The sequence below is a fragment of the Clostridium mediterraneense genome (assembly GCF_900091705.1).
In the GTDB taxonomy this organism is placed as follows: domain Bacteria; phylum Bacillota; class Clostridia; order Clostridiales; family Clostridiaceae; genus Sarcina; species Sarcina mediterraneense.
In genome coordinates, this window is sequence record NZ_LT594784.1 from 109,613 (window position 1) to 128,841 (window position 19,229).

Consider the following 19,229-nt stretch of genomic DNA (forward strand, 5'->3'; position numbering starts at 1 on the left):
TAACAATATCTATTATAGTTTAACCTTAAAGATTACCTTATTAACTGTTGATTTTCCATTTACCATTAAAGCAGTCATATGAATATCTTCAGGATAAAAGATAGCAAAATCCCCTTTATTAAGTATAAGACTTTGTTTTTTATCTCCATTAAAAGAAGCAAAATCATCTTCTTTTTTATAATCTATTTTTTCTAAGTTATTTATTAAATTATAATCTATTCTTTCTTCTCCATTTAAAATTAAATGAACATCTATATAATCTCTATGACCTTCCCAAAAGCCTGTATCATTAGTTCTTGTATCATAGCAAACTCTATTGAAAAATAGCTCATTGCCATCTATATAATGAGTTCCTGTTTTATAATTATTTAAATCGTTAGCTACTGCATATTCTAAAGCCTTTAATACACTTTCTTCTAAACCTTTAACTTCTTTTAAATTATTTATATTATTAAAAATCATAAAATCACTCCTTATATAATCAGAGGCCTATCAAATTTGATAGGCACTCCTTTAAAAATTATTATTTATTTTCACTAGTTATAAGCTCTGGTTCTGTTTCATCATTTTTAGGTTGAGTAAAGTTACTTACAATAATTCCAACTATAAGTGAAGTAAATATTGTAACTACTGAGTAAACCCAAATTGTTACATCTGGAACTCCATATTTTAAGATAATAACTAATATTGATGATACAATGAAACCAGCATAAGCTCCTTTACTTGTAGCTTTTTTGTAGAATACTCCAAGAACAAATATTCCTGCTAATACTCCAAGAACAAGTCCCATAAAGCCATTAAACCATTCATAAGCTGATTTAACATTACCATTTCCTAAAATTATAGCAACTACAATTGAAACAATACCAACTCCTAAAGAAATATATTGAGCTATCTTTGTACTTCTTTTATCGTCCATATCTTTGCTTATATATTTTTGAATATCTAAAGTCCAGCTTGTTGCAACTGAATTTAATCCTGTTGATAAAGTTGATTGTGCTGCTGCATATATAGCTGCAAGAAGGATACCAGTAATACCAACTGGAATTTGATATGCTATAAATGAAGCAAAAATTTGGTCTTGTTGTGCTGTTTGTAAAAGTGCTGGATTTTGATTATAGAATACATAAAGTCCTGTTCCTATTAAATAGAATACAGTTGCAATAACTAAAGATAATACTAAATTACCATAAGTCATTTTCTTAAGTTGTTTCATATCTGTTGTTGTTGTAAATCTTTGTACGATATCTTGGCTAGATACATAAGATGAGAAAGTATTAAGGCCTGCACCAACTAAAATTATAAATACACTTGATTTTAATATATTTGGATCAAATAGAGGTTCATTTGGAGCTAAGAATTTTCCTCCTTCAGTAAGTGAATTCATTATAGAACCAAAGCCACCATCTATTGAGAATACTAAATAAATAAGAGCAAAAATAACACCTAGGAATAAAACTGTTCCTTGAATAAAGTCTGTCCATAAAACTGATTTAAGACCACCAGTATAAGAATAAATAATTGCAATAACACCCATAACTATAATTAATATATTAATGCTAATTCCTGTTAGATTCGCAAGAACCATTGATGGAAGATACATAATAATTGACATTCTTCCTATTTGATAAACTATAAATATTAAAGCTCCTAAAATTCTAAGTCCTTTATTTTTATATCTGATTTCTAAATAATGATAAGCTGTATCTATATCGTATTTACTGTAGACTGGTAAGAAATATTTTATTGTTAAAGGAACTGCTATAAGCATTCCAAGTTGGGCAAACCATAAAAGCCAAGTACCTTTATATGAGTTACCAGCAAGTGATAAGAATGATATAGGGCTTAAAAGTGTGGCAAATATTGAAACTGAAGTAACCCACCATGGAATTTTCCCATCACCTTTAAAGAATTCTTTACCTTTCATTTCTTTTTTAGAAAAAGCAAGTCCTGCGAAAAGAACTACAGCTAGATAAATAACTAAAATAACAAAATCTATAGTTGTAAACCCTGTCATAAACTCGACTCCTTATAATAAATAAAATTTAATATTAATAAGAGGGGGAATTATACCTATTTTATTTAAAATAGGTATAAACCTTTACATGAACAATATAAAAAGATATTAAAATTCATATTTGTTATTTATTTCTTTAATTCTTTCGAGCATTTTTTCTGTTGGTGCTTTCATAGGTTGTCTACAATATCCAGCATCAACTCCATTTTCTGAAAGAAGCCCTTTAAGTGTTTGATATAGACCATTATCTAAAACATCTGTTATGAAGTCATTTGTTAAATGTTGAAGCTCTCTTGCTCTTTCTATATCTCCATTTTTAGCAGCTTCAAAAATTTCTTTAGATCTTCTTCCATTTACATTAAATGTTGATCCAATTGCTCCATCTACTCCAAGAACTGTAGCAGGTAACATCATTTCATCAAAGCCTGCGTAGATTAATTTATCTGGGAAAGCTTTTCTCATTCTTTCTAGTAAGTAGAAATCTGCTGCTGTAAATTTAACACCTATTATTTTTTCATTTTCAAATAATTCACCAAATTGGTCAAGTGACATATTTACACCTGTTAAGAATGGAATTGAATAAATTATCATCTTATTATCAACAGAATTTATAATTGTATTGTAGTAGTGCTTGATTTCACTAAAATCGAATTTATAATAAAATGGTGTAACTGCTGATAAAGCATCATATCCAAGATTTGTTGCAAATTTTGCAAGTTCAACAGCTTCTTTTAGATTTACAGAACCTACTTGAGCTATTAATTTAACTTGTCCTTTTGCTTCATCCATAGCTATTTCAAAGATTCTTTTCTTTTCATCTGTTGAAAGCATAAAGTTTTCACCAGTACTTCCTCCAACATAAAGACCATCAATCTTACAAACATCAATATTGTGTCTTACAATTTCTCTAAGTCCTTTTTCATTTAAATTTCCGTCCTTATCAAAAGATACTAATAATGCGCTATAAATTCCTTTCATTTCTGATTCCCCCTAAATTTATTTTTTATTATTTGAAATTATATTAACTAATTTCTTTGATAAATCTTTGAGTAATTTCTTTTGGTCTTGTTATTGCTCCGCCTACAACTACAGAATAAGCTCCATATTCATAAGCTTTTTTCAAATCGCTAGGAGAATGAATTCTTCCTTCAGCAATTACAGGTATTTTTAAATCTTGACTAAGCCTTTTTACTAGTGGTAAATCTGGAGTACTTTCTTGTCTTGAGTAGTTAGTGTAACCTGATAAAGTTGTTGAAACACAGTCTACTCCAAGTTTCTCTGCTTCTACTGCTTCTTCATAAGTAGATATATCAGCCATAACTAGAATATTATTATTTTTTATATAATCTATTAAATCCTTTACATTTTCACCATTAGGTCTTTTTCTATTAGTAAGATCAAGTGCAATCATTTCACAACACTTACAATCTACTAGTTCTTTAACCTCCTTTATTGTTGGTGTTATATATATTTCTGAATCTTTATAATTTCTTTTTATAATTCCGATTACAGGTAGTCCTGTTACTTTTTTTATTTCTTTAATATCGTTTACACCTTGGGCACGTATAGCATTAGCACCACCTTGCTTTGCTGCTAATGCCATCCTACCCATTATAAATGAGCTAAATAGCGGTTCATCTTCTAATGCTTGGCATGATACAACTAATGATCCTTTTATAATATCTAACAAAGTTTTTCACCTCCAATTACCATAATTTGTATTTTATAATTAAATTATATAATACTAATTTTTGAATTGCAATATTATTTTCAAAAAAAGTGAAAAAAATTTTCAAATTGATTGTTTTGAAAATAAAATACTTAACTTTTCAAAAATTATTTTCATACTCAATAATAATATGTTATAGATTTGTATAATATTCTTAATTAAAATAAAAAAAGTACATTTTTTTATGTACTTTTAAATCTTAATATTAATAAATATAAATTATTTTTTTAATCAGTTTTTTCAAAGATAGACCAAACTAATTCATTTGTATCTATACTATAAACAAACTTTGCAATAATTTTTGAATCTTTATCTACATATTTATAAAAATTTAGCCCTTGCTGTTTATCAAAAATTAAGTCTTTATAATACCTTCCAACTTTATCTCTTATATCAGATATATTATTTAAATCTGTAGTGCCATTAATAGATAATAATTTACCTTCAGAATGATTTACTAGAATCTTATTTATTTTACCACTAGAATCTACATTTAATCTAAGTTTATTAAAATTATAATCATAATCACTTAATGTATCATTAGGAATATATTTAGATAAATCTACATTATGTATATTTTCTCCAAGATATATATTATCTATGTTTATCTTACTTAAATCTGTTGACCTTAATCCCCCAAAAGGCTTTCCATTTATATTTTTATATAGAAAAACACTTAAAATACTTATAAAGCAACATATTAAAACAATCTTTATAATTTTCAATTAAAAACACCCCTAGTATATTATCTCAATATTCAGATGTAAAATAAAGTAAAAATTGAGAGCTTTTATTTTAGAAAAAATATTATAAAAAAGAGATTTAATATATATATAATTATTAATTAATTAAAGAACTAAATTAGTTACAGAATATTTTGAAGTAAAACTATATATTGTATATTTTTGTGTTAAATTTAGGTAAACGTTTTTATAAAGTGCCATCTTGAAATAAGTTTTAAGAGTGTTAGAATTGGGTTAAGCAACTAGGAGGAAGAAGAAATGCTAAAATATGGTTTGGATCTTATAAATATTATTGTATATGTTGTTGGTATGCTCTTATTAGCAAAGTATGGAAAAAGAAAAAGAGATGTAATTCTTTTTGTATCAATTTTAATCTTATCAAATGGTTTAACAACTACATTAACTCCTATATATGAGTTAACACCTTATTATGGAAGGAACAATCAGTATTATACTCAAATAGATATAAAGCAAAATGGATATTTTATGTTAGCACTTGGTATAATTTTTTTAGTATCAACATTGCTGTATAGTATTGTGGAAAAAGTTATTGGATTTATAGTAGCAAAAGTTAATAAATCTAGTACTAACAATAAAGATAATAAGTCAAGTAAAGAGATTAATTATGTAAAGATGATAGACGAGATGACTAAATATACAAAAGATACTGAGGAAATTTCAAAAAAGATAGGTCTTAATAAGCATTTTATTGATGATATAAATAAGCTTAGAAATAAATTTAATGATGAATATATAAATAGTCTTATTAAAACTGTTAAATATAGAGTTGATAATAATATTGTTATATCAAAAAAGGATATTAAAGAAATTAGTGAGAAAGAAAAAGAGAGGATGATAGAAGGGGAAAAGAATAAGATAAATAATATCTTTTTAGCAGCTGAGATGTTTAGAAATGGACATGCTTATGTAGATGTTATTAATAAAACTGAGCTTTTACCTATATATGTGGATGTAATTTCAAAAAATTATAATGAATTACTCTCTTTAAATATTGATAAAAATAATAAAGCTTTATTAGAATTTTTCTATAGTCGAAGTAAAGAATATAGGGAGTATATTAAGGAGATTGATCTTTATTATGACTTTTTAGAAAAATATCTCCCTGAATCTTATCCAGATTTCATGAGAAAAGTACAAGCTTTAGATAAAAAATCTTTAGAAAAATTAGATTTAGAATTATAAAATATCTACTAAAAGGGCAAGATTGCTAGGGAATCTTGTCTTTTTTCTTTTTATAAAAAAAATAGTTGATTAATCAACTAAAATAGTTGACACATCAACTAATATGTTTTATACTAAGATAGTTGATTGGTCAACTAATTAAAAAATAAGCTTATAAACATAGGAAAGCACTAATTATAATAAATAGATATATAAATTTTTTTAACAAAGGAGAAATTTAAAAATGAGAGCAATAGAAAAGATTGCTATTTTATCAGTTTCAATATTAACAATAATAGCAACAGCAGCATTAGGACCTGCACTTGGGCTAATAAGTCATCAATTTCCAAGTGCATCACCATTACTTATAAAATCAATAGTTACATTACCAGCACTTATATGTATCCCGATAAGTTACTTTAGTAATGATTTAGCAAAGTTTATATCTAAGAAAAACTTAATTATTATAGGAACAATACTTTATCTTATAGGTGGAGTTTCAGCGTACTTTACTACAAATATTTATTTCCTTTTAGGAACTAGAGCAATTTTAGGTCTTGGACTTGGAGTTGTAGCATCACTTTCATTAGTACTTATTGGTGATTTTTTTGAAGGTAAAGAAAGAGCTAAGTTTACAGGATTCTCAACTTCAACAAGTAATCTTGGAGCAGTAATAGGAATTTTACTAGTTGGATATCTTGGAACAATTAATTGGAGATATATTTTCTTTGTTTATCTAATTGCACTTATAGTACTTGTTTTAGTTGTAATGTTCTTACCAAATAAAAAAGAAGAACAAGTAGCTAGTGCTAATGATGATACAAAGAATATAAAATTTAATAAATCAGTATTTAAATATTCAATAATTGTAATATTAGCTTTTATGGTATTTTACAGTATTCCAACAAATATAGCTTTATTTATGGGATATAAGCATCTTGGAAGTTCAGAAATGTCAGGGTTGTTAATTGCACTTCTAACATTCTCAGGATTTCTATTTGGATTAAACTTTGGTAGATTATTAAAGATATTTGGAGAAAAATTAATTTTACTTGCTTTTACACTTATGACAATAGGAGTTTTAGTAGTAGGATTTGCTCCATCACTTTTAGTAATAATAATCGGAGTTATGTTAGTAGGATTTGGATTTGGTTTATCAGTTCCTTATTCAATATTCCATGCATCTAAAATTGTTCATGCAAAGCATACAGGACGTGCAATTACTATAGTTACAACTTCAATTTATGTTGGGGTATCTATATCACCAATGGTGCTTGATTCTCTTGCAAAATTACTTCATGTAAATAATATGGTAGGATCATTTTATGGAGCTGCTATCCTTGGAGTAATAGCAATCTTATTTAGTCTTTATGTGATATTTGGTGGAAATAAGAAAAATGAAGCTGTAGCAGCTTAATAAAAAAGAGTTAAACTAAATTTATAGTTTAACTCTTTTTTTGTTTATTTATAAAGCAATTTTAAAGTTTAAAGATAATTTATTGGTGAATTGTAAATTATAATCTATATAAATAAAATATTGACTAATTTTGTGATAAAATTAGATTAAGCTTTAGTCAGATAGGAGGGATGGAATGAATATTATTCTTTATTTAATATTTGCTATATTTATTATGGTCTTTTTAAGTGCTGTACTAGGCAAAGGTGATTTTGCTAGAACGGTTCTATTTTTTATACAAAAATATTATAATAAAATTTTTATGGTTATAATTGTTGTAATAATAGGAATTTCTATAAAAAACGTATTAACTCCTATGTCTAAACTAACTCCTTATTACAATAGTAATGGTATTTATCAATCTAGCCATGATATAAAAATGCAAGCATATATGAATTTAATTATATTTGGTATAGTTATAAGTTTTATTATTTATAATTATTTTAAAAATAAAAAGAATATAAATAAAGATAAAAAGAATAATCCTCATGAATTTACTGAAAAGTGTATTCCAGATGAAATTAAGAATAAAGCTCCTAGAGAAATTGATTACCTAGCAAAGATAGATGATATGGCAAGGTACGGTAAAAGTAGTGCAGAAATTGCTTGGAAACTTGGTCTTAATGATTATTTTATAGATAGTCTTGATGTTTTAAGAAAAAAATTTGATGATGATTATATAAATAAACTAATAAGAGTTGTTAAATATAGAGTGGATAATGATGTAGTTATCTTAAAAGCTAGTATGCCTTTTATTAGTGAAGAAGAAAAGCTAAAAGTTATAGAAAATGAAAAAATTAAAAAAGAAAGTATACTTAAAGCTGCAAAGCTATTTGAGGAAGGTTTTATTAAATGTGAAGTTTCTGAAAAAGTAGATCTTATACCTATATATATAAATATTACTTCAGAGCATTATAAAGAAATAAATAATACAGAAAACTTAAATGAAATGAAAGATATAATAAGGTTCTTTTATTTAAGAAGTGAGGAATATAGAGAGTTTATAGAAGGTCTTGTAGAATATTATGATTTCCTTAAAAGATATTTACCAGAAGCACATGGAGAATTTGTTAGAGAATATATTGGACTTGATAAAAAGTCTTATAAAGCATTAAAGAAAGAATTTAATAGTAAAAATAAATAAAAAAGATATTCACTTTACATAAAGTGAATATCTCTTTTTTTTGCTATTAATTTAATATAAACCTCTTAGATGATTTAATTAATTATTAGCTTTTCTCCAAATGATTTTATCACCTGAAATTTCACCATAATAAGTAGGATTTCCTACTATATGTTGACTAGGTATAGATATAGTTCCTTTCATCATCATTTGTGAGTCACAATTTACAAATTGGATTGAATTATTTCCATTAATTAAAGTAAAGTATGCATTATTAGTTCCTTTAATCTTAGCATTATAGAAATTAATTATATCAGCATCTGTAGTTGTGGCTGGATTATAAGTTGTAGTTGCATATTGTCCGTATGTAATAGTATGAGTACGATTCATTTCAGGATGCTCTACAAAATTAGGATTTATTCCACCAAAATTATTAGTATTTTGATTTATAGTTGTAGTTGTGCTTGTAGATGGCTTTGATTCACTAGTATTTTTAGCAGCCGCTACATTTGGTGAAGCTTGGTTACTACTTGTATTTTTAACTTCAGTTTTAGTAGTAGGATTTACCTTAACTTCAGTTTTATTAGGAACTACTTTATTCGTTTCAGTTGTTGTATCATTAGACATAACTTCTTTTGAATTATTAGCTGCAACATCTTTTTTATTATCAGTTACAACTACTTTTGTATCAGTTTTAGTTACTGGATTTACTTTATTTTGATCTGCATTTGCTACAGGAGCTTGTACAGGTTGAGTAACTGGAGCTACTGCTGGAGTTGGTGATTTAGCTTCATTTTTAGAATCACTTGACTCACTACTACATCCAACAAAAGCAAGAGCCCCTATTATTAAAACACCAATAGCAATTAATTTTTTATTTTTCATTAGTATTACCTACCTTTAAATTAATTTTATAAGTAATTATAATATTAATTTCAAATAATGTTTTTATAGTTAAATTTAATACTATTAATAAATCCATGATTTAATTAATGCATATTTTATAATAAATTGTCTTAGTTAGAATTTTAATATAAATGTTACTCAAAAATAATTAAGTTAACAAAAATAAAACAGATAAGAAGGATATAATTGTATTAGAATTTCTTAGTATTAATCTTATTGAAATGATGGAATGTTAGGAAATAAATAGATTCTATTTTATTATTAGTCCAAGTAGTCTAGTTAATTCTAATCCTTGTGTAGGACTAACTATAGCACCTCTAATATCTTCAATTTGTAGACCTATTCCCATTATATCGCAAGAGCTTAAATCTATTTTATTTAAAGAAGTCTTATCAAAATATGAATTAACAAAACTATTATCATTAAATAGCACATCTGTAAGTTTTACTTCTTGAAATATAGCTTCATCAAAATTACTATTACTAAAACTTGATTTTCTTATCTTTGAAAAAGAAAAATTAGAATATCTAGCTAGTGAATTATCAAAAACAACATTTTTAAAACTGCTCTCATCAAATCTTGCTCCAACTAATTTACAATTAATAAACTCAACTCTTTCAATACTTGCAGAATTAAAATCAACATTAGATAAATCACAATTTTCAAATCTACTATCTATTAAATCTATATTATTAAAAGAACATGCACTAAAAACTACATTCTTAAAAATACAAGAATCAATAGTTATTGCCCTATCATTTTTATTATGTATTTCTATATTTTCAACTAGTTTTTCCTTTATACTATCCGCATAAATTATCTCATCATAAATATTCTCTATTGTCTCTAAATCACCTATAATCCTAGGCTTATCTATCTTTATAACTTTAGCTTTCATATAATCAATCCCCTCTATTAAACTTATTTATATTATATCAGTTTTAATATTTAGTAGAATTATTAGTTTAAAATAAAAAAATCCCTTTATATTAAGTTTATCTTAAAACTAAATATAAAGGGAGGCTTATATTTTAATAATTAAATTTCTGATTTTTCCCACTTAATTTTATTTCCATCTATTTTTCCATAATATAGAGGATCACCTATGTTTCTAGCAGCATCTGAAATAGGTCCTTTAATCATACTATCTGTACTAATCATATTATCTCCATTAGATCCGCAGAAATCTATAGAATTATCTCCATCACTTAAAATAAAGTAATTATTTTTAGAACCTTTAATTTTATCATTATAGAATCTTATTATATCTTCATCTGTAGTTGTCGCTGCATCATAAGTTGTTATAGCATAATTACCTGCTGGAGAGTCATTACTACCAATTATTGCTTTATGTTCTATTATATTAGGATTTATTCCACCATAATTAGTAGATTCTTTCTTTGTAGTATTTGCTGTTTTAGTAGTATCAGCCTTTGGTACTTCAGTTGTTTTATTATTATCAGTAGCTATGTTTGTTGTTTGAGCTGATGTATTAGGATTTACAGAATCATTACTACATCCTGTAAATCCTAATAAGACTACTATTATAGATCCTGCTACAATTAAATTTTTCTTTCTCATTTTTTCATTCCTCGCATTTATTATATGTCTGTAAATGATTATACTCTTAAATTAAAATTTGTGTTTTTACCCTTAATTTTACATTGTCAATAAATTTACCATTTAATTGTTTTATGAATTAAAATTAACATTTAAAATTTAAATATTAATATAAACGTTACTAAAATATAATTAAGTTAACAAAGATAGAACAATTTAGATATATACAAAAAGGATTTATATAATTTGTAGCAAAACTTTGAAATTAGTTTGCTAAAGTAAGTATTATGAGTAAGCTAGAAACTAATAGTAAAATTATTGAGCTACAAATAGTAATAAAAGTTTTTGTGGCAGAATCAGTTTTAAATAGCTTTTTAATTAAAGTAAAAATACCTATACCAGTAATTCCTCCAATAGTATTAGTAAAAACATCAGTTATATCAGTAGCTCCTAGACCAAAGATATATTGGCTACATTCAAAAAATACACTTATTATAGCTATTTTAATAATATTTTTAAATATAGTAGAATTTTTACTTAGTATATTTATATAAATACCCATTGGAATAAATAAAATTATATTTCCGATTATATCTAGTTTAATATAGAGACCAATGATAAGGTTATAAAATGGAATTAGATTTATTGATCTAACAGATAATCTATCACTACTAAATAATTGTAGTGGAGATACATATTTAAATAAAATAAATTTTAATATAATTAAAAGATAAAATATCAAACCTATAATAAATAAAATATTAATTATTTTCTTTTTTATCTTAAGCTCCCCCTCTGAAATATTTTATCAGAATCCTTGATGTTATCCAATTATTGGTAGTGGAATAAGATTTTAAATATATCTATATAAATATCAGACTTAGGGATACTAAAAATATAAGAAACAATTTATATTTTAAGGAGACTCTAAAATGGATAAAAGCACTAGAAAATCTAACTTTGAATTACTTCGTATAATAAGCATGATAATGATTGTTATGCTTCATACACTTGGAAAAGGATCAGCTTTTACTAGCTTTAAATTAACTAGCATTAACTTCTTTATAGTTAATATTTTAGAGTCTTTATCTATTGTGTCAGTTAATTGTTATATACTTATTTCAGGTTATTTTGGGGGAGAATCTAAGTTTAGATTTAGGAAACTTGTAGATTTATATATGCAAATTTTATTTTATTCTATAAGTATTTCAGCAGTTTTTTGGCTACTTGGAATTTATAAGGTAAATAAGGTTGATATTTATAGAACACTCTTTCCAATAAGTTTTCAAAACTGGTGGTTTATGAGTATGTTTTTTATTTTATATATGCTTACTCCATATATAAATAAGCTTTTAAAATCACTTTCATTTAAGGAGTTTAATCTTCTTTTAATTCTTTTAGTAGTTATATTTGTAATATGGCCATCAATATTTGTTTTAAAGCCAGTAGATATAACAGGTGGGTATAGCTTGTATAATTTTATTTTTCTATATATAGTTGGATTTTATATGAATAAATATCTTAGGAATATAAGTTTAAATAAATATCTTTTAATATCAATATATATACTTTGCTCCTCATTATTAGCCTTCTTAAATATAAAAGAATCTATAGTTTTAAATAAAAATTATGGAATGTATAGCTATAATTTTATATTAGTATTTATAGCATCTATAGTATTATTTTTATTTTTTAAAGAGCTTAAAATAAATAATAATAAGATTATTAATAGTTTAGCTGGTTTAACTCTTGGAGTTTATTTAATACATGAACATATTTATGTAAGAAGCTTTATATATAAGTTTTTAGGATATAGGAATTATTTTTATGGAGCTTATTTTATAATGGCTACAATACTTATAGTTTTACTTATTTACTCAGTTTCATCATTAATAGAATATTTAAGACAGCTTTTATTTTCTTTTAGGTTAAGATAACAATTATTAAAATATTGGACTAATTATAGTTCTTTTTTATTTATAAATATAATTGCTTAAACAGTATGCTATAATCTCCTTAAAATATAACTTTTAAGGGGATTAATTGCTATGAATGAAAAAGAAAAGATGTTAAAGGGGTTAATATATAATCCTTCAGATAAAGAATTAGAGGAGCAAAGAATAATAGCTAGACAAACTTCTATTGCTTTTAATAATACTACTGAATATCAAAAGGATAAAAGATATAATATTTTAAAAGAATTGCTTGGATCAATAGGTGAAAATGTAGAAATGTATCCTAATGTAAATTTTGATTATGGTTGTAATACTTATATAGGTGATAATTGCTACTTTAATTTTAACTGCACTATTCTAGATTGTGCAGAAGTTCGTTTTGGGAATAATGTATTTGTTGGTCCTAATTGTTCATTTTTAACACCAGTACATCCACTTCTTGCTTCAGAGAGAAACTTTAGAGAAGATGAGAATGGCAAAAAATATGTATTAGAATATTGCAAGCCAATTGTAGTAGAAGATAATGTTTGGTTTGGTGGTGGAGTAATTGTAAATCCAGGAGTAACTATAGGACATGATACTGTTATTGGCTCAGGAAGTGTTGTAACAAGAGATATTCCATCAGGAGTAATTGCAGCAGGTAATCCTTGTAGAGTAATTCGTGAAATTACTGAGGCTGATAGAGTATTAACTAATGAAATCTTAATTTAATAAAAAGTCCTAATAAGCTTGTTTACTTATTAGGACCTTTTTATTTTTAATATTTTTAAAGTTTAATTATCCTTTATACATTGATTTAAAGAAGAATTAGACTGTCCTCCACCAAATGTAACTAGGCTATTTCCTGATATAAGAAGGCATTGTGGGAAGCGAACATAATTTATAAATTCTTGATTAGTTAATTTTTTAGAGCTTGGTAAAGCTAATATTAGTTGAACTTGGTCAGCTTTATTATATTTTAAATCTCCATAATAATTATCTTTTGAAAATACGAATAGATACCACATACTTTCTGTTACAATATAATAATTAGGATTTTTTACTGTCCAACCATTAAATGAGAAAAGATTTTTAGTTAATATTATTTTCTTACCTTTATATGATTTAGTATAAGCACCTTGTCCTACAGCAAAACCTATTTGTTTTCCTACTGTCCATGTACCGAAGTATTTTGAAACTAATTTATTATCATTTGGATGAATTTGATTTTGATTATTTTTAAATGTTATATATTTTTTATTTACATATCCTGTACCAACATAAGGGTAATATATTTTATATGAATCTCCTTTTTCACCTAATATATTAACTTGTTGCCCATTATTAATTTGCCATTGTATATTAGGGTTATTTAATGATGTTACAACTGCTGAGTCACTATCTGGTTGAATATTTGTAATATAAGCTATTTTATTTACAACACTATTACTTGGGTTTTGAGTTGGATTATTATTTATATTAGTTTGTTTACTTATTGAACTATTATTTGTTGAATTAGTATTATTGCTTGATTGAATTTTTGATATTACTAGATATTCTTTAAAAATAAAGCCTATTGTACCATTAATATTAACTTTATACCAATCACCTTGTCTACCTAATAATTTTACTGATGATCCATTAGTTAAGGTACTTATAATAGATGAGTTTATTCCAGCAGATTGTCTTAAGTTAACTACTGAACTTACATTTACTATAGAGGCCTCCCCTTGTAAACTTAAGCTTTAAGTGATTACAGCTTTTTAATATATATGTGATTTATTTATCATATTTGTTAATATTTATAAAAGTATATAGATTTGTAATATATTTTTTTAGTATTAGAAGTAAAGAAAAAATCCTAATAAGCTTAAATTACTTACTAGGACTTTTATTTTAAATTATTAAATTTTAATACATATCTTTAATATTGTAGTCTGTTAATTTTAAATTATCTAAAGGAATCCATCCTTCTATTGTCTTTCCGTTTTGATTACTTTCAACATAAACCCAGTTACCTTCAATTTTCTTTGTTACAGCATTAAAAGATGCAGGAATGCTAGTTTTAGATGAATCAGTATCTGGCTTTGAATAGATATATCCTGCATTTAATGTAGTTGATCCTTTTCCTATATAGTCACTTAAATCAGGGATTTTAGCTTCCATCTTAATATCTCCTCTTACACATTCATTAAGTGAAGTATTAAGTAGTCCACCTCCAAAAGTTACAAGCTTATCTCCTGATACCATAACTGGAGTATAATCAAATACTAGGTTTTGAAGCTTTGTCATATAATCTTTATTAGTTACTTTTTCAGAGCTTGGAAGAGCTATTATAAATTCAACTTCTCCATTTTTATTATATTTTAAATCTCCAAAGTTATCATATTTTGAATTTCCAAAGAAGACTCCTCTATCCTTTGGTACAATATAGTAGTTAGGGTTCTTTATAGTTCTACCATTAAATGAATATAAATCTTTTGTTATTATAAGTTTTTTACCTTCAAATGATTTAACATAGACATCTTCTCCTATAGTTGAACCTATTTGTTTTCCTACTGTCCATGTACCAAAGTATTTTGAAAGGAATTTATTATCATTTGGATAAGTCTGATTTTGATTATTTTCAAAAGTTATATATTTTTTATTTATATAACCTTGTACATTTTCTGAACCATCTTTATAAACTATTTTATATAAATCACCTTTTTCACCTAATATTTTTACTTGTTGTCCATCAAAAACTTTAGATCTATAACCTGTATTATCTATAAAAGGATATTCTGTATTAGGTCCAACATTTGCAATATAAGCTATTTTATTTATTACATTATTATTTGAATTTTGTGATGTACTGTTATTAGTTCCCTTATTGTCTATGTTTGATTGTGCATTTGAACTGTTAGCTACTGATGATTTATCATTATTATTTTTTGAACTTGATGTTGAGTTATTAGCTGATGTATTGTTATTTGATGAATTTATAGCTGTTCCTATATATTCTCCATAGATAAATCCTACTGTTCCATTAGCAGTAACTTTAAACCAATCACCTTGTTTAGCTAATAATTTTACCGATTCTCCATTAGTTAATGTACCTATAACAGATGAGTTTATTCCAGCAGATTGTCTTAAATTAACTACTGCACTTACATTTATTATAGAAGCTTGTCCATCTAAACTTGTTAATTCACAGTTCTCGCAATTTGAAATTATCTTCATATTAGCTGAATCTATGTATCCAACTGCCCCTGTTTCATGTACCCTTACTTTATAATACCCATTACTACTTCCTAAGATTGTGAGCATTTCACCTGTTGATAGATAAGAATTAACTCCTTTTCCATTAGAAAATGTATAAAGATTTAATTTATTATTACCATTAATAACTACAGCTTCATTAGTTTTAACAGCTGAATTTGTTTGAGTTAATAATACTTTATAATTAGTAGAACTTGTATTTTGATTAGAAGCTAAAGTTGGTGCTGATATAAGAGCACTAACAGTTGCTGTTGCTATTAATCCTAATATAATTTTTTTCTTCATTAGTATATCCTCCCCTATAAGGTAAATCTAACCTATAATTGTAATAAAATAATATTAACACAGGAATTTAGAAGTTCAATATTCGATTAGTTACACTTTATCAATAATTATGTAATATTCTTCATATATTTGTTATTATTTATAATAAATATATATTAATAAATACATTATACTGTATATTAATAACAATTTAGAAAATTTTTATATTAATATAGATAACAAGAATTAATTAATAAAATAGTTAATTAGAAATATTATATTTCCTTTTCTATTTTGTTCTAGATAAATATATCGAGTTATTAAAGTATTAGAGGATGATCTAAATAATATATAAAACCTCCATACAATAAATGTATGAAGGTTTTTCATTTCTTTTTTATTACCATTGCTTAAGTAAGTATAATTTTAATTTATCTTTCCCCATTTAATAGTATTTCCATTAATTTGAGTATAATACTTAGGTCTAGTAATTATATTTTTTTAGTATCAAATATAGTTTTTTTATGTAAATTAAGCTTACTATAAGCTATAAATTTAACTGAAATTTTTTACTATTAATTAGGCTAAAATAGTTACTTTTAAATTTCTTAGTTGAATTTTTTGTTAATATATCTTCATTTATTAATAAATGGTTTATATTTCTTGACAATAATAATATTTCCAGTTATTATACTGCAAGGAATGAAGGTGGTGCATAATTTAATGAAAAAACAAACGAATTTTAGACAAATAAATCAAAGAAAACTATTTCCAGAATTCTATATAACAGTTAAAGCAAAATTTTATATTTGCATAGTAATAGCAATCTTATGGATGCTATTATCTTATTACATAGGTAAACGATGGATATATGACTTAGCTGAGTTAACCTCTTTACCAATAGCAATTTTAATAATATCAGGTATTGCATTGCTTCCTGGTTTTATGAATACATTTTTAGTTAGCAGTTTAATTATGGACAAGCAGCCTACTCTTAAAAGTACCAATCCTAAGGATGATGTAACTCTACTAATAGCAGCATATAATGAAGAAGCTGGTATTTATAATACTTTAAAGCATGTTAAGTCTCAAAATTATAAAGGTAAAATCAATGTTGTAGTTATAGATAACAACTCTAATGATAATACTCCATCAGAGGTATTAAGATCTAAAAAAGAACTAAATTTAGATGTAACACTTATACATGAGAAAACTCCTGGTAAGTTTAATGCATTAAATACTGGACTTAAAACTGTTACCACAGACTATGTAATAACTTTAGATGCAGATACACTTATTCATAAAGATGCTATATTAAATTTAGTATCAAGAATAAAATCTGCACCATCAGATGTTTGTGCAGTAGCTGGCTCAATGTTAACTAGAAATAGTAGAGATAATTTATTAACTAAAATACAAGAGTGGGATTATTTTTTAAGTATAGCATCTATAAAAAGAATGCAGGGCTTATATCAAGGGACTTTAGTAGCTCAAGGAGCATTTTCTTTATATAAAACAAGTGTTGTTAGAAAAGTTGGGGGATGGTCAGATGCTATAGGAGAAGATATAGTTTTAACTTGGAAAATGCTTAAACTTAATCAGAGAGTTTATTTTGAACCTATGGCAGTAGCATTTACAGATGTTCCTACAAAATTATCTCATTTTATAAAGCAACGTTCTAGATGGGCTAGAGGAATGATTGAAGGTCTCAGAGAAGTTAAGCCTTGGCAATTACCAAGCAAATTCTATAAGTTTTTAACTGGAATAGATTTAATTATTATTTTTATGGATTTCTCATATACTTTCTTCTGGATTCCTGGACTTATACTTGCTGTATTTTTTAGAAAATATTATATTGTTGGTCCTGTAATGATTTTTGTTTTGCCATTAACATTGATAAGTTTCTATATCTTATATAGATATCAAGCTAATGTTGTATTTAAAAAGCTAAATTTAGAAGTTAGAAAAAACTTTTTAGGATTTACTCTTTTTATATTAACTTATCAAATAATTATGTCTCCTGTATCATTATATGGATATGTTCAAGAATTAATCGGTACAAAAAGAACTTGGAAATAATATTATTAAAAAATCTCTAGTAATAAATGCTAGAGATTTTTTATTCATATCACTCTTTTTTTATTTTTTAAAGTACTTTTCAACTTTATTTAAATAATTAATTATAAAAATATTATTTATAGTCTTAATTTATTTTTACCCATTTAATAGTATTTCCATTGATTTGACCATAATACTCAGGCTTAGCAATTATATCTCTTTTACCATCAGAAATACTCCCTTTATGTAAATCAAGATCACTACAACCTATAAATTGAATTGAATTTTTTCCATCAATTAAAGTGAAATAATTATTATTAGATTTTTTAACTACATTATTAAAGAACTTAACTATATCTTCATCTGTAGTTTTAGATGAATCATAATTTACAGTTCCATAATAGCCAACTACCCTGTTATCACTATCTATTTCTTTATGTTCAACTATATTTAAATCTATTCCACCATATTTGTTCTTAGCATTTTGTAGACCTGAAGTAGCTATACTAGGAGTCTCTATCTTATTATTAGGATCTAATTTTATTTCTGTTTTACCAGTAGATTTATAAAAATTAAATCCTGCTAGTATTATTACTATAATTGCTGAAGCTGTAAGCAGTATCTTATTTCTCATTAATATACCTCTCTTTAATTATAAATACGAATATAATTATAACTTTAAATCAACTTTAGAGTTTATATACAGACTTTGATATTATTAATAAAATTACCATTTAATTTATTTCTATTTTAGAATTTACAAGTTTAATTAAATTTCTTATAAAAATGTAATTAAAAAACAGTTAACTTAATAAATTTGATAGATAGATTTCTTATTTTATTCAAAATAAAGGATATATTTTAATGTTTTTAAGAAAATAAAATCTATATTAATTAATATATAGTTAAAATCCTTATTAATAATCATAAAAACTTATACAAAATAGTTTAAATATTAATTCTATATATACTACATTCAACTTAGTTGTTCAACCA

The 19,229-nt window shown here is 25.1% G+C and carries 18 protein-coding genes and 1 pseudogene; 6 read left to right on the top strand and 13 right to left on the bottom strand.

Annotated elements, in window-relative coordinates; translation table 11 throughout:
- Positions 1–12: 12 nt before the first annotated feature.
- The 5 genes from BN8917_RS01790 to BN8917_RS01810 all read right to left on the bottom strand — a co-directional run bounded on the left by BN8917_RS01790 (position 13) and on the right by BN8917_RS01810 (position 4,471).
- Positions 13–462, bottom strand: a complete 450-nt coding sequence (locus BN8917_RS01790) for a NanQ anomerase/TabA/YiaL family protein (protein ID WP_066869803.1) — start codon at positions 460–462, stop codon at positions 13–15.
- A 61-nt stretch (positions 463–523) separates the two neighbouring features.
- The gene (locus BN8917_RS01795; protein WP_066869806.1) at positions 524–2,017 is read right to left on the bottom strand and encodes a sodium:solute symporter family protein; all 1,494 of its coding nucleotides are present in this window, start codon (positions 2,015–2,017) and stop codon (positions 524–526) included.
- Positions 2,018–2,125: 108 nt separating this feature from the next.
- Positions 2,126–2,995: an N-acetylneuraminate lyase gene (locus BN8917_RS01800; protein WP_066869809.1), complete on the bottom strand. Its 870-nt coding sequence runs from the start codon at positions 2,993–2,995 to the stop codon at positions 2,126–2,128.
- Positions 2,996–3,038: 43 nt separating this feature from the next.
- Positions 3,039–3,707, bottom strand: a complete 669-nt coding sequence (locus BN8917_RS01805; RefSeq protein ID WP_066869812.1) for an N-acetylmannosamine-6-phosphate 2-epimerase — start codon at positions 3,705–3,707, stop codon at positions 3,039–3,041.
- 266 nt (positions 3,708–3,973) lie between these two features.
- A complete protein-coding gene (locus BN8917_RS01810; protein WP_066869815.1) occupies positions 3,974–4,471 on the bottom strand; it encodes a hypothetical protein in 498 nt (165 codons plus the stop codon).
- Between the two features lie 276 nt (positions 4,472–4,747).
- Between BN8917_RS01810 and BN8917_RS01815 the strand changes: the two genes are divergently transcribed.
- The 3 genes from BN8917_RS01815 (at position 4,748) to BN8917_RS01825 (ending at position 8,271) form a co-directional block, all read left to right on the top strand.
- Positions 4,748–5,692: a hypothetical protein gene (locus BN8917_RS01815; RefSeq protein WP_066869819.1), complete on the top strand. Its 945-nt coding sequence runs from the start codon at positions 4,748–4,750 to the stop codon at positions 5,690–5,692.
- A 223-nt stretch (positions 5,693–5,915) separates the two neighbouring features.
- Positions 5,916–7,088, top strand: coding sequence for an MFS transporter (locus tag BN8917_RS01820; protein ID WP_066869823.1), 1,173 nt, complete (start codon positions 5,916–5,918; stop codon positions 7,086–7,088).
- A gap of 175 nt (positions 7,089–7,263) precedes the next feature.
- Complete coding sequence (locus BN8917_RS01825; protein ID WP_066869826.1) at positions 7,264–8,271, top strand: hypothetical protein; 1,008 nt, start codon at positions 7,264–7,266, stop codon at positions 8,269–8,271.
- A gap of 78 nt (positions 8,272–8,349) precedes the next feature.
- Here BN8917_RS01825 and BN8917_RS01830 read toward each other — a convergent pair whose 3' ends face one another.
- The 4 genes from BN8917_RS01830 to BN8917_RS13990 form a co-directional block, all read right to left on the bottom strand.
- Entirely contained in the window at positions 8,350–9,135 is a 786-nt protein-coding gene (locus BN8917_RS01830; RefSeq protein WP_066869829.1) for a hypothetical protein, read from the bottom strand.
- Between the two features lie 271 nt (positions 9,136–9,406).
- A complete protein-coding gene (locus BN8917_RS01835; RefSeq protein WP_066869832.1) occupies positions 9,407–10,054 on the bottom strand; it encodes a pentapeptide repeat-containing protein in 648 nt (215 codons plus the stop codon).
- Positions 10,055–10,194: 140 nt separating this feature from the next.
- Complete coding sequence (locus BN8917_RS01840; protein WP_066869835.1) at positions 10,195–10,737, bottom strand: hypothetical protein; 543 nt, start codon at positions 10,735–10,737, stop codon at positions 10,195–10,197.
- Between the two features lie 244 nt (positions 10,738–10,981).
- A complete protein-coding gene (locus BN8917_RS13990; RefSeq protein ID WP_235829964.1) occupies positions 10,982–11,458 on the bottom strand; it encodes a VanZ family protein in 477 nt (158 codons plus the stop codon).
- Positions 11,459–11,648: 190 nt separating this feature from the next.
- On the opposite strand from BN8917_RS13990, the gene BN8917_RS01850 reads away from it, so the two are divergent.
- Together BN8917_RS01850 and BN8917_RS01855 are read left to right on the top strand one after the other, a co-directional pair.
- Complete coding sequence (locus tag BN8917_RS01850; RefSeq protein ID WP_066869840.1) at positions 11,649–12,653, top strand: acyltransferase; 1,005 nt, start codon at positions 11,649–11,651, stop codon at positions 12,651–12,653.
- Between the two features lie 111 nt (positions 12,654–12,764).
- Positions 12,765–13,382: a sugar O-acetyltransferase gene (locus BN8917_RS01855; RefSeq protein ID WP_066869843.1), complete on the top strand. Its 618-nt coding sequence runs from the start codon at positions 12,765–12,767 to the stop codon at positions 13,380–13,382.
- Positions 13,383–13,444: 62 nt separating this feature from the next.
- Here the strand turns inward: BN8917_RS01855 and BN8917_RS14585 are convergent, their stop codons facing one another.
- The 3 genes and pseudogenes from BN8917_RS14585 to BN8917_RS01865 all read right to left on the bottom strand — a co-directional run bounded on the left by BN8917_RS14585 (position 13,445) and on the right by BN8917_RS01865 (position 16,196).
- Complete coding sequence (locus tag BN8917_RS14585; protein WP_066869845.1) at positions 13,445–13,678, bottom strand: hypothetical protein; 234 nt, start codon at positions 13,676–13,678, stop codon at positions 13,445–13,447.
- A 534-nt stretch (positions 13,679–14,212) separates the two neighbouring features.
- Positions 14,213–14,368, bottom strand: a pseudogene (locus BN8917_RS14810) (SH3 domain-containing protein); the annotation flags it as partial.
- 193 nt (positions 14,369–14,561) lie between these two features.
- Positions 14,562–16,196 carry an SH3 domain-containing protein gene (locus BN8917_RS01865; RefSeq protein WP_066869847.1) on the bottom strand — a complete coding sequence of 545 codons (1,635 nt, stop codon included), beginning with the start codon at positions 16,194–16,196 and terminating at the stop codon, positions 14,562–14,564.
- Between the two features lie 702 nt (positions 16,197–16,898).
- Between BN8917_RS01865 and BN8917_RS01870 the strand changes: the two genes are divergently transcribed.
- Positions 16,899–18,254 carry a glycosyltransferase family 2 protein gene (locus tag BN8917_RS01870; RefSeq protein WP_066869850.1) on the top strand — a complete coding sequence of 452 codons (1,356 nt, stop codon included), beginning with the start codon at positions 16,899–16,901 and terminating at the stop codon, positions 18,252–18,254.
- 124 nt (positions 18,255–18,378) lie between these two features.
- Here the strand turns inward: BN8917_RS01870 and BN8917_RS01875 are convergent, their stop codons facing one another.
- Positions 18,379–18,867: a hypothetical protein gene (locus BN8917_RS01875; protein WP_066869853.1), complete on the bottom strand. Its 489-nt coding sequence runs from the start codon at positions 18,865–18,867 to the stop codon at positions 18,379–18,381.
- Positions 18,868–19,229 lie beyond the last annotated feature (362 nt).

Coding starts and splice junctions, on each gene's coding strand:
- BN8917_RS01790 (WP_066869803.1), bottom strand. CDS start 462: ATGATTTTTAATAATATAAATAATTTAAAAGAAGTTAAAGGTTTAGAA.
- BN8917_RS01795 (WP_066869806.1), bottom strand. CDS start 2,017: ATGACAGGGTTTACAACTATAGATTTTGTTATTTTAGTTATTTATCTA.
- BN8917_RS01800 (WP_066869809.1), bottom strand. CDS start 2,995: ATGAAAGGAATTTATAGCGCATTATTAGTATCTTTTGATAAGGACGGA.
- BN8917_RS01815 (WP_066869819.1), top strand. CDS start 4,748: ATGCTAAAATATGGTTTGGATCTTATAAATATTATTGTATATGTTGTT.
- BN8917_RS01820 (WP_066869823.1), top strand. CDS start 5,916: ATGAGAGCAATAGAAAAGATTGCTATTTTATCAGTTTCAATATTAACA.
- BN8917_RS01825 (WP_066869826.1), top strand. CDS start 7,264: ATGAATATTATTCTTTATTTAATATTTGCTATATTTATTATGGTCTTT.
- BN8917_RS01830 (WP_066869829.1), bottom strand. CDS start 9,135: ATGAAAAATAAAAAATTAATTGCTATTGGTGTTTTAATAATAGGGGCT.
- BN8917_RS01835 (WP_066869832.1), bottom strand. CDS start 10,054: ATGAAAGCTAAAGTTATAAAGATAGATAAGCCTAGGATTATAGGTGAT.
- BN8917_RS01840 (WP_066869835.1), bottom strand. CDS start 10,737: ATGAGAAAGAAAAATTTAATTGTAGCAGGATCTATAATAGTAGTCTTA.
- BN8917_RS01850 (WP_066869840.1), top strand. CDS start 11,649: ATGGATAAAAGCACTAGAAAATCTAACTTTGAATTACTTCGTATAATA.
- BN8917_RS01855 (WP_066869843.1), top strand. CDS start 12,765: ATGAATGAAAAAGAAAAGATGTTAAAGGGGTTAATATATAATCCTTCA.
- BN8917_RS14585 (WP_066869845.1), bottom strand. CDS start 13,678: ATGTGGTATCTATTCGTATTTTCAAAAGATAATTATTATGGAGATTTA.
- BN8917_RS01865 (WP_066869847.1), bottom strand. CDS start 16,196: ATGAAGAAAAAAATTATATTAGGATTAATAGCAACAGCAACTGTTAGT.
- BN8917_RS01870 (WP_066869850.1), top strand. CDS start 16,899: ATGAAAAAACAAACGAATTTTAGACAAATAAATCAAAGAAAACTATTT.
- BN8917_RS01875 (WP_066869853.1), bottom strand. CDS start 18,867: ATGAGAAATAAGATACTGCTTACAGCTTCAGCAATTATAGTAATAATA.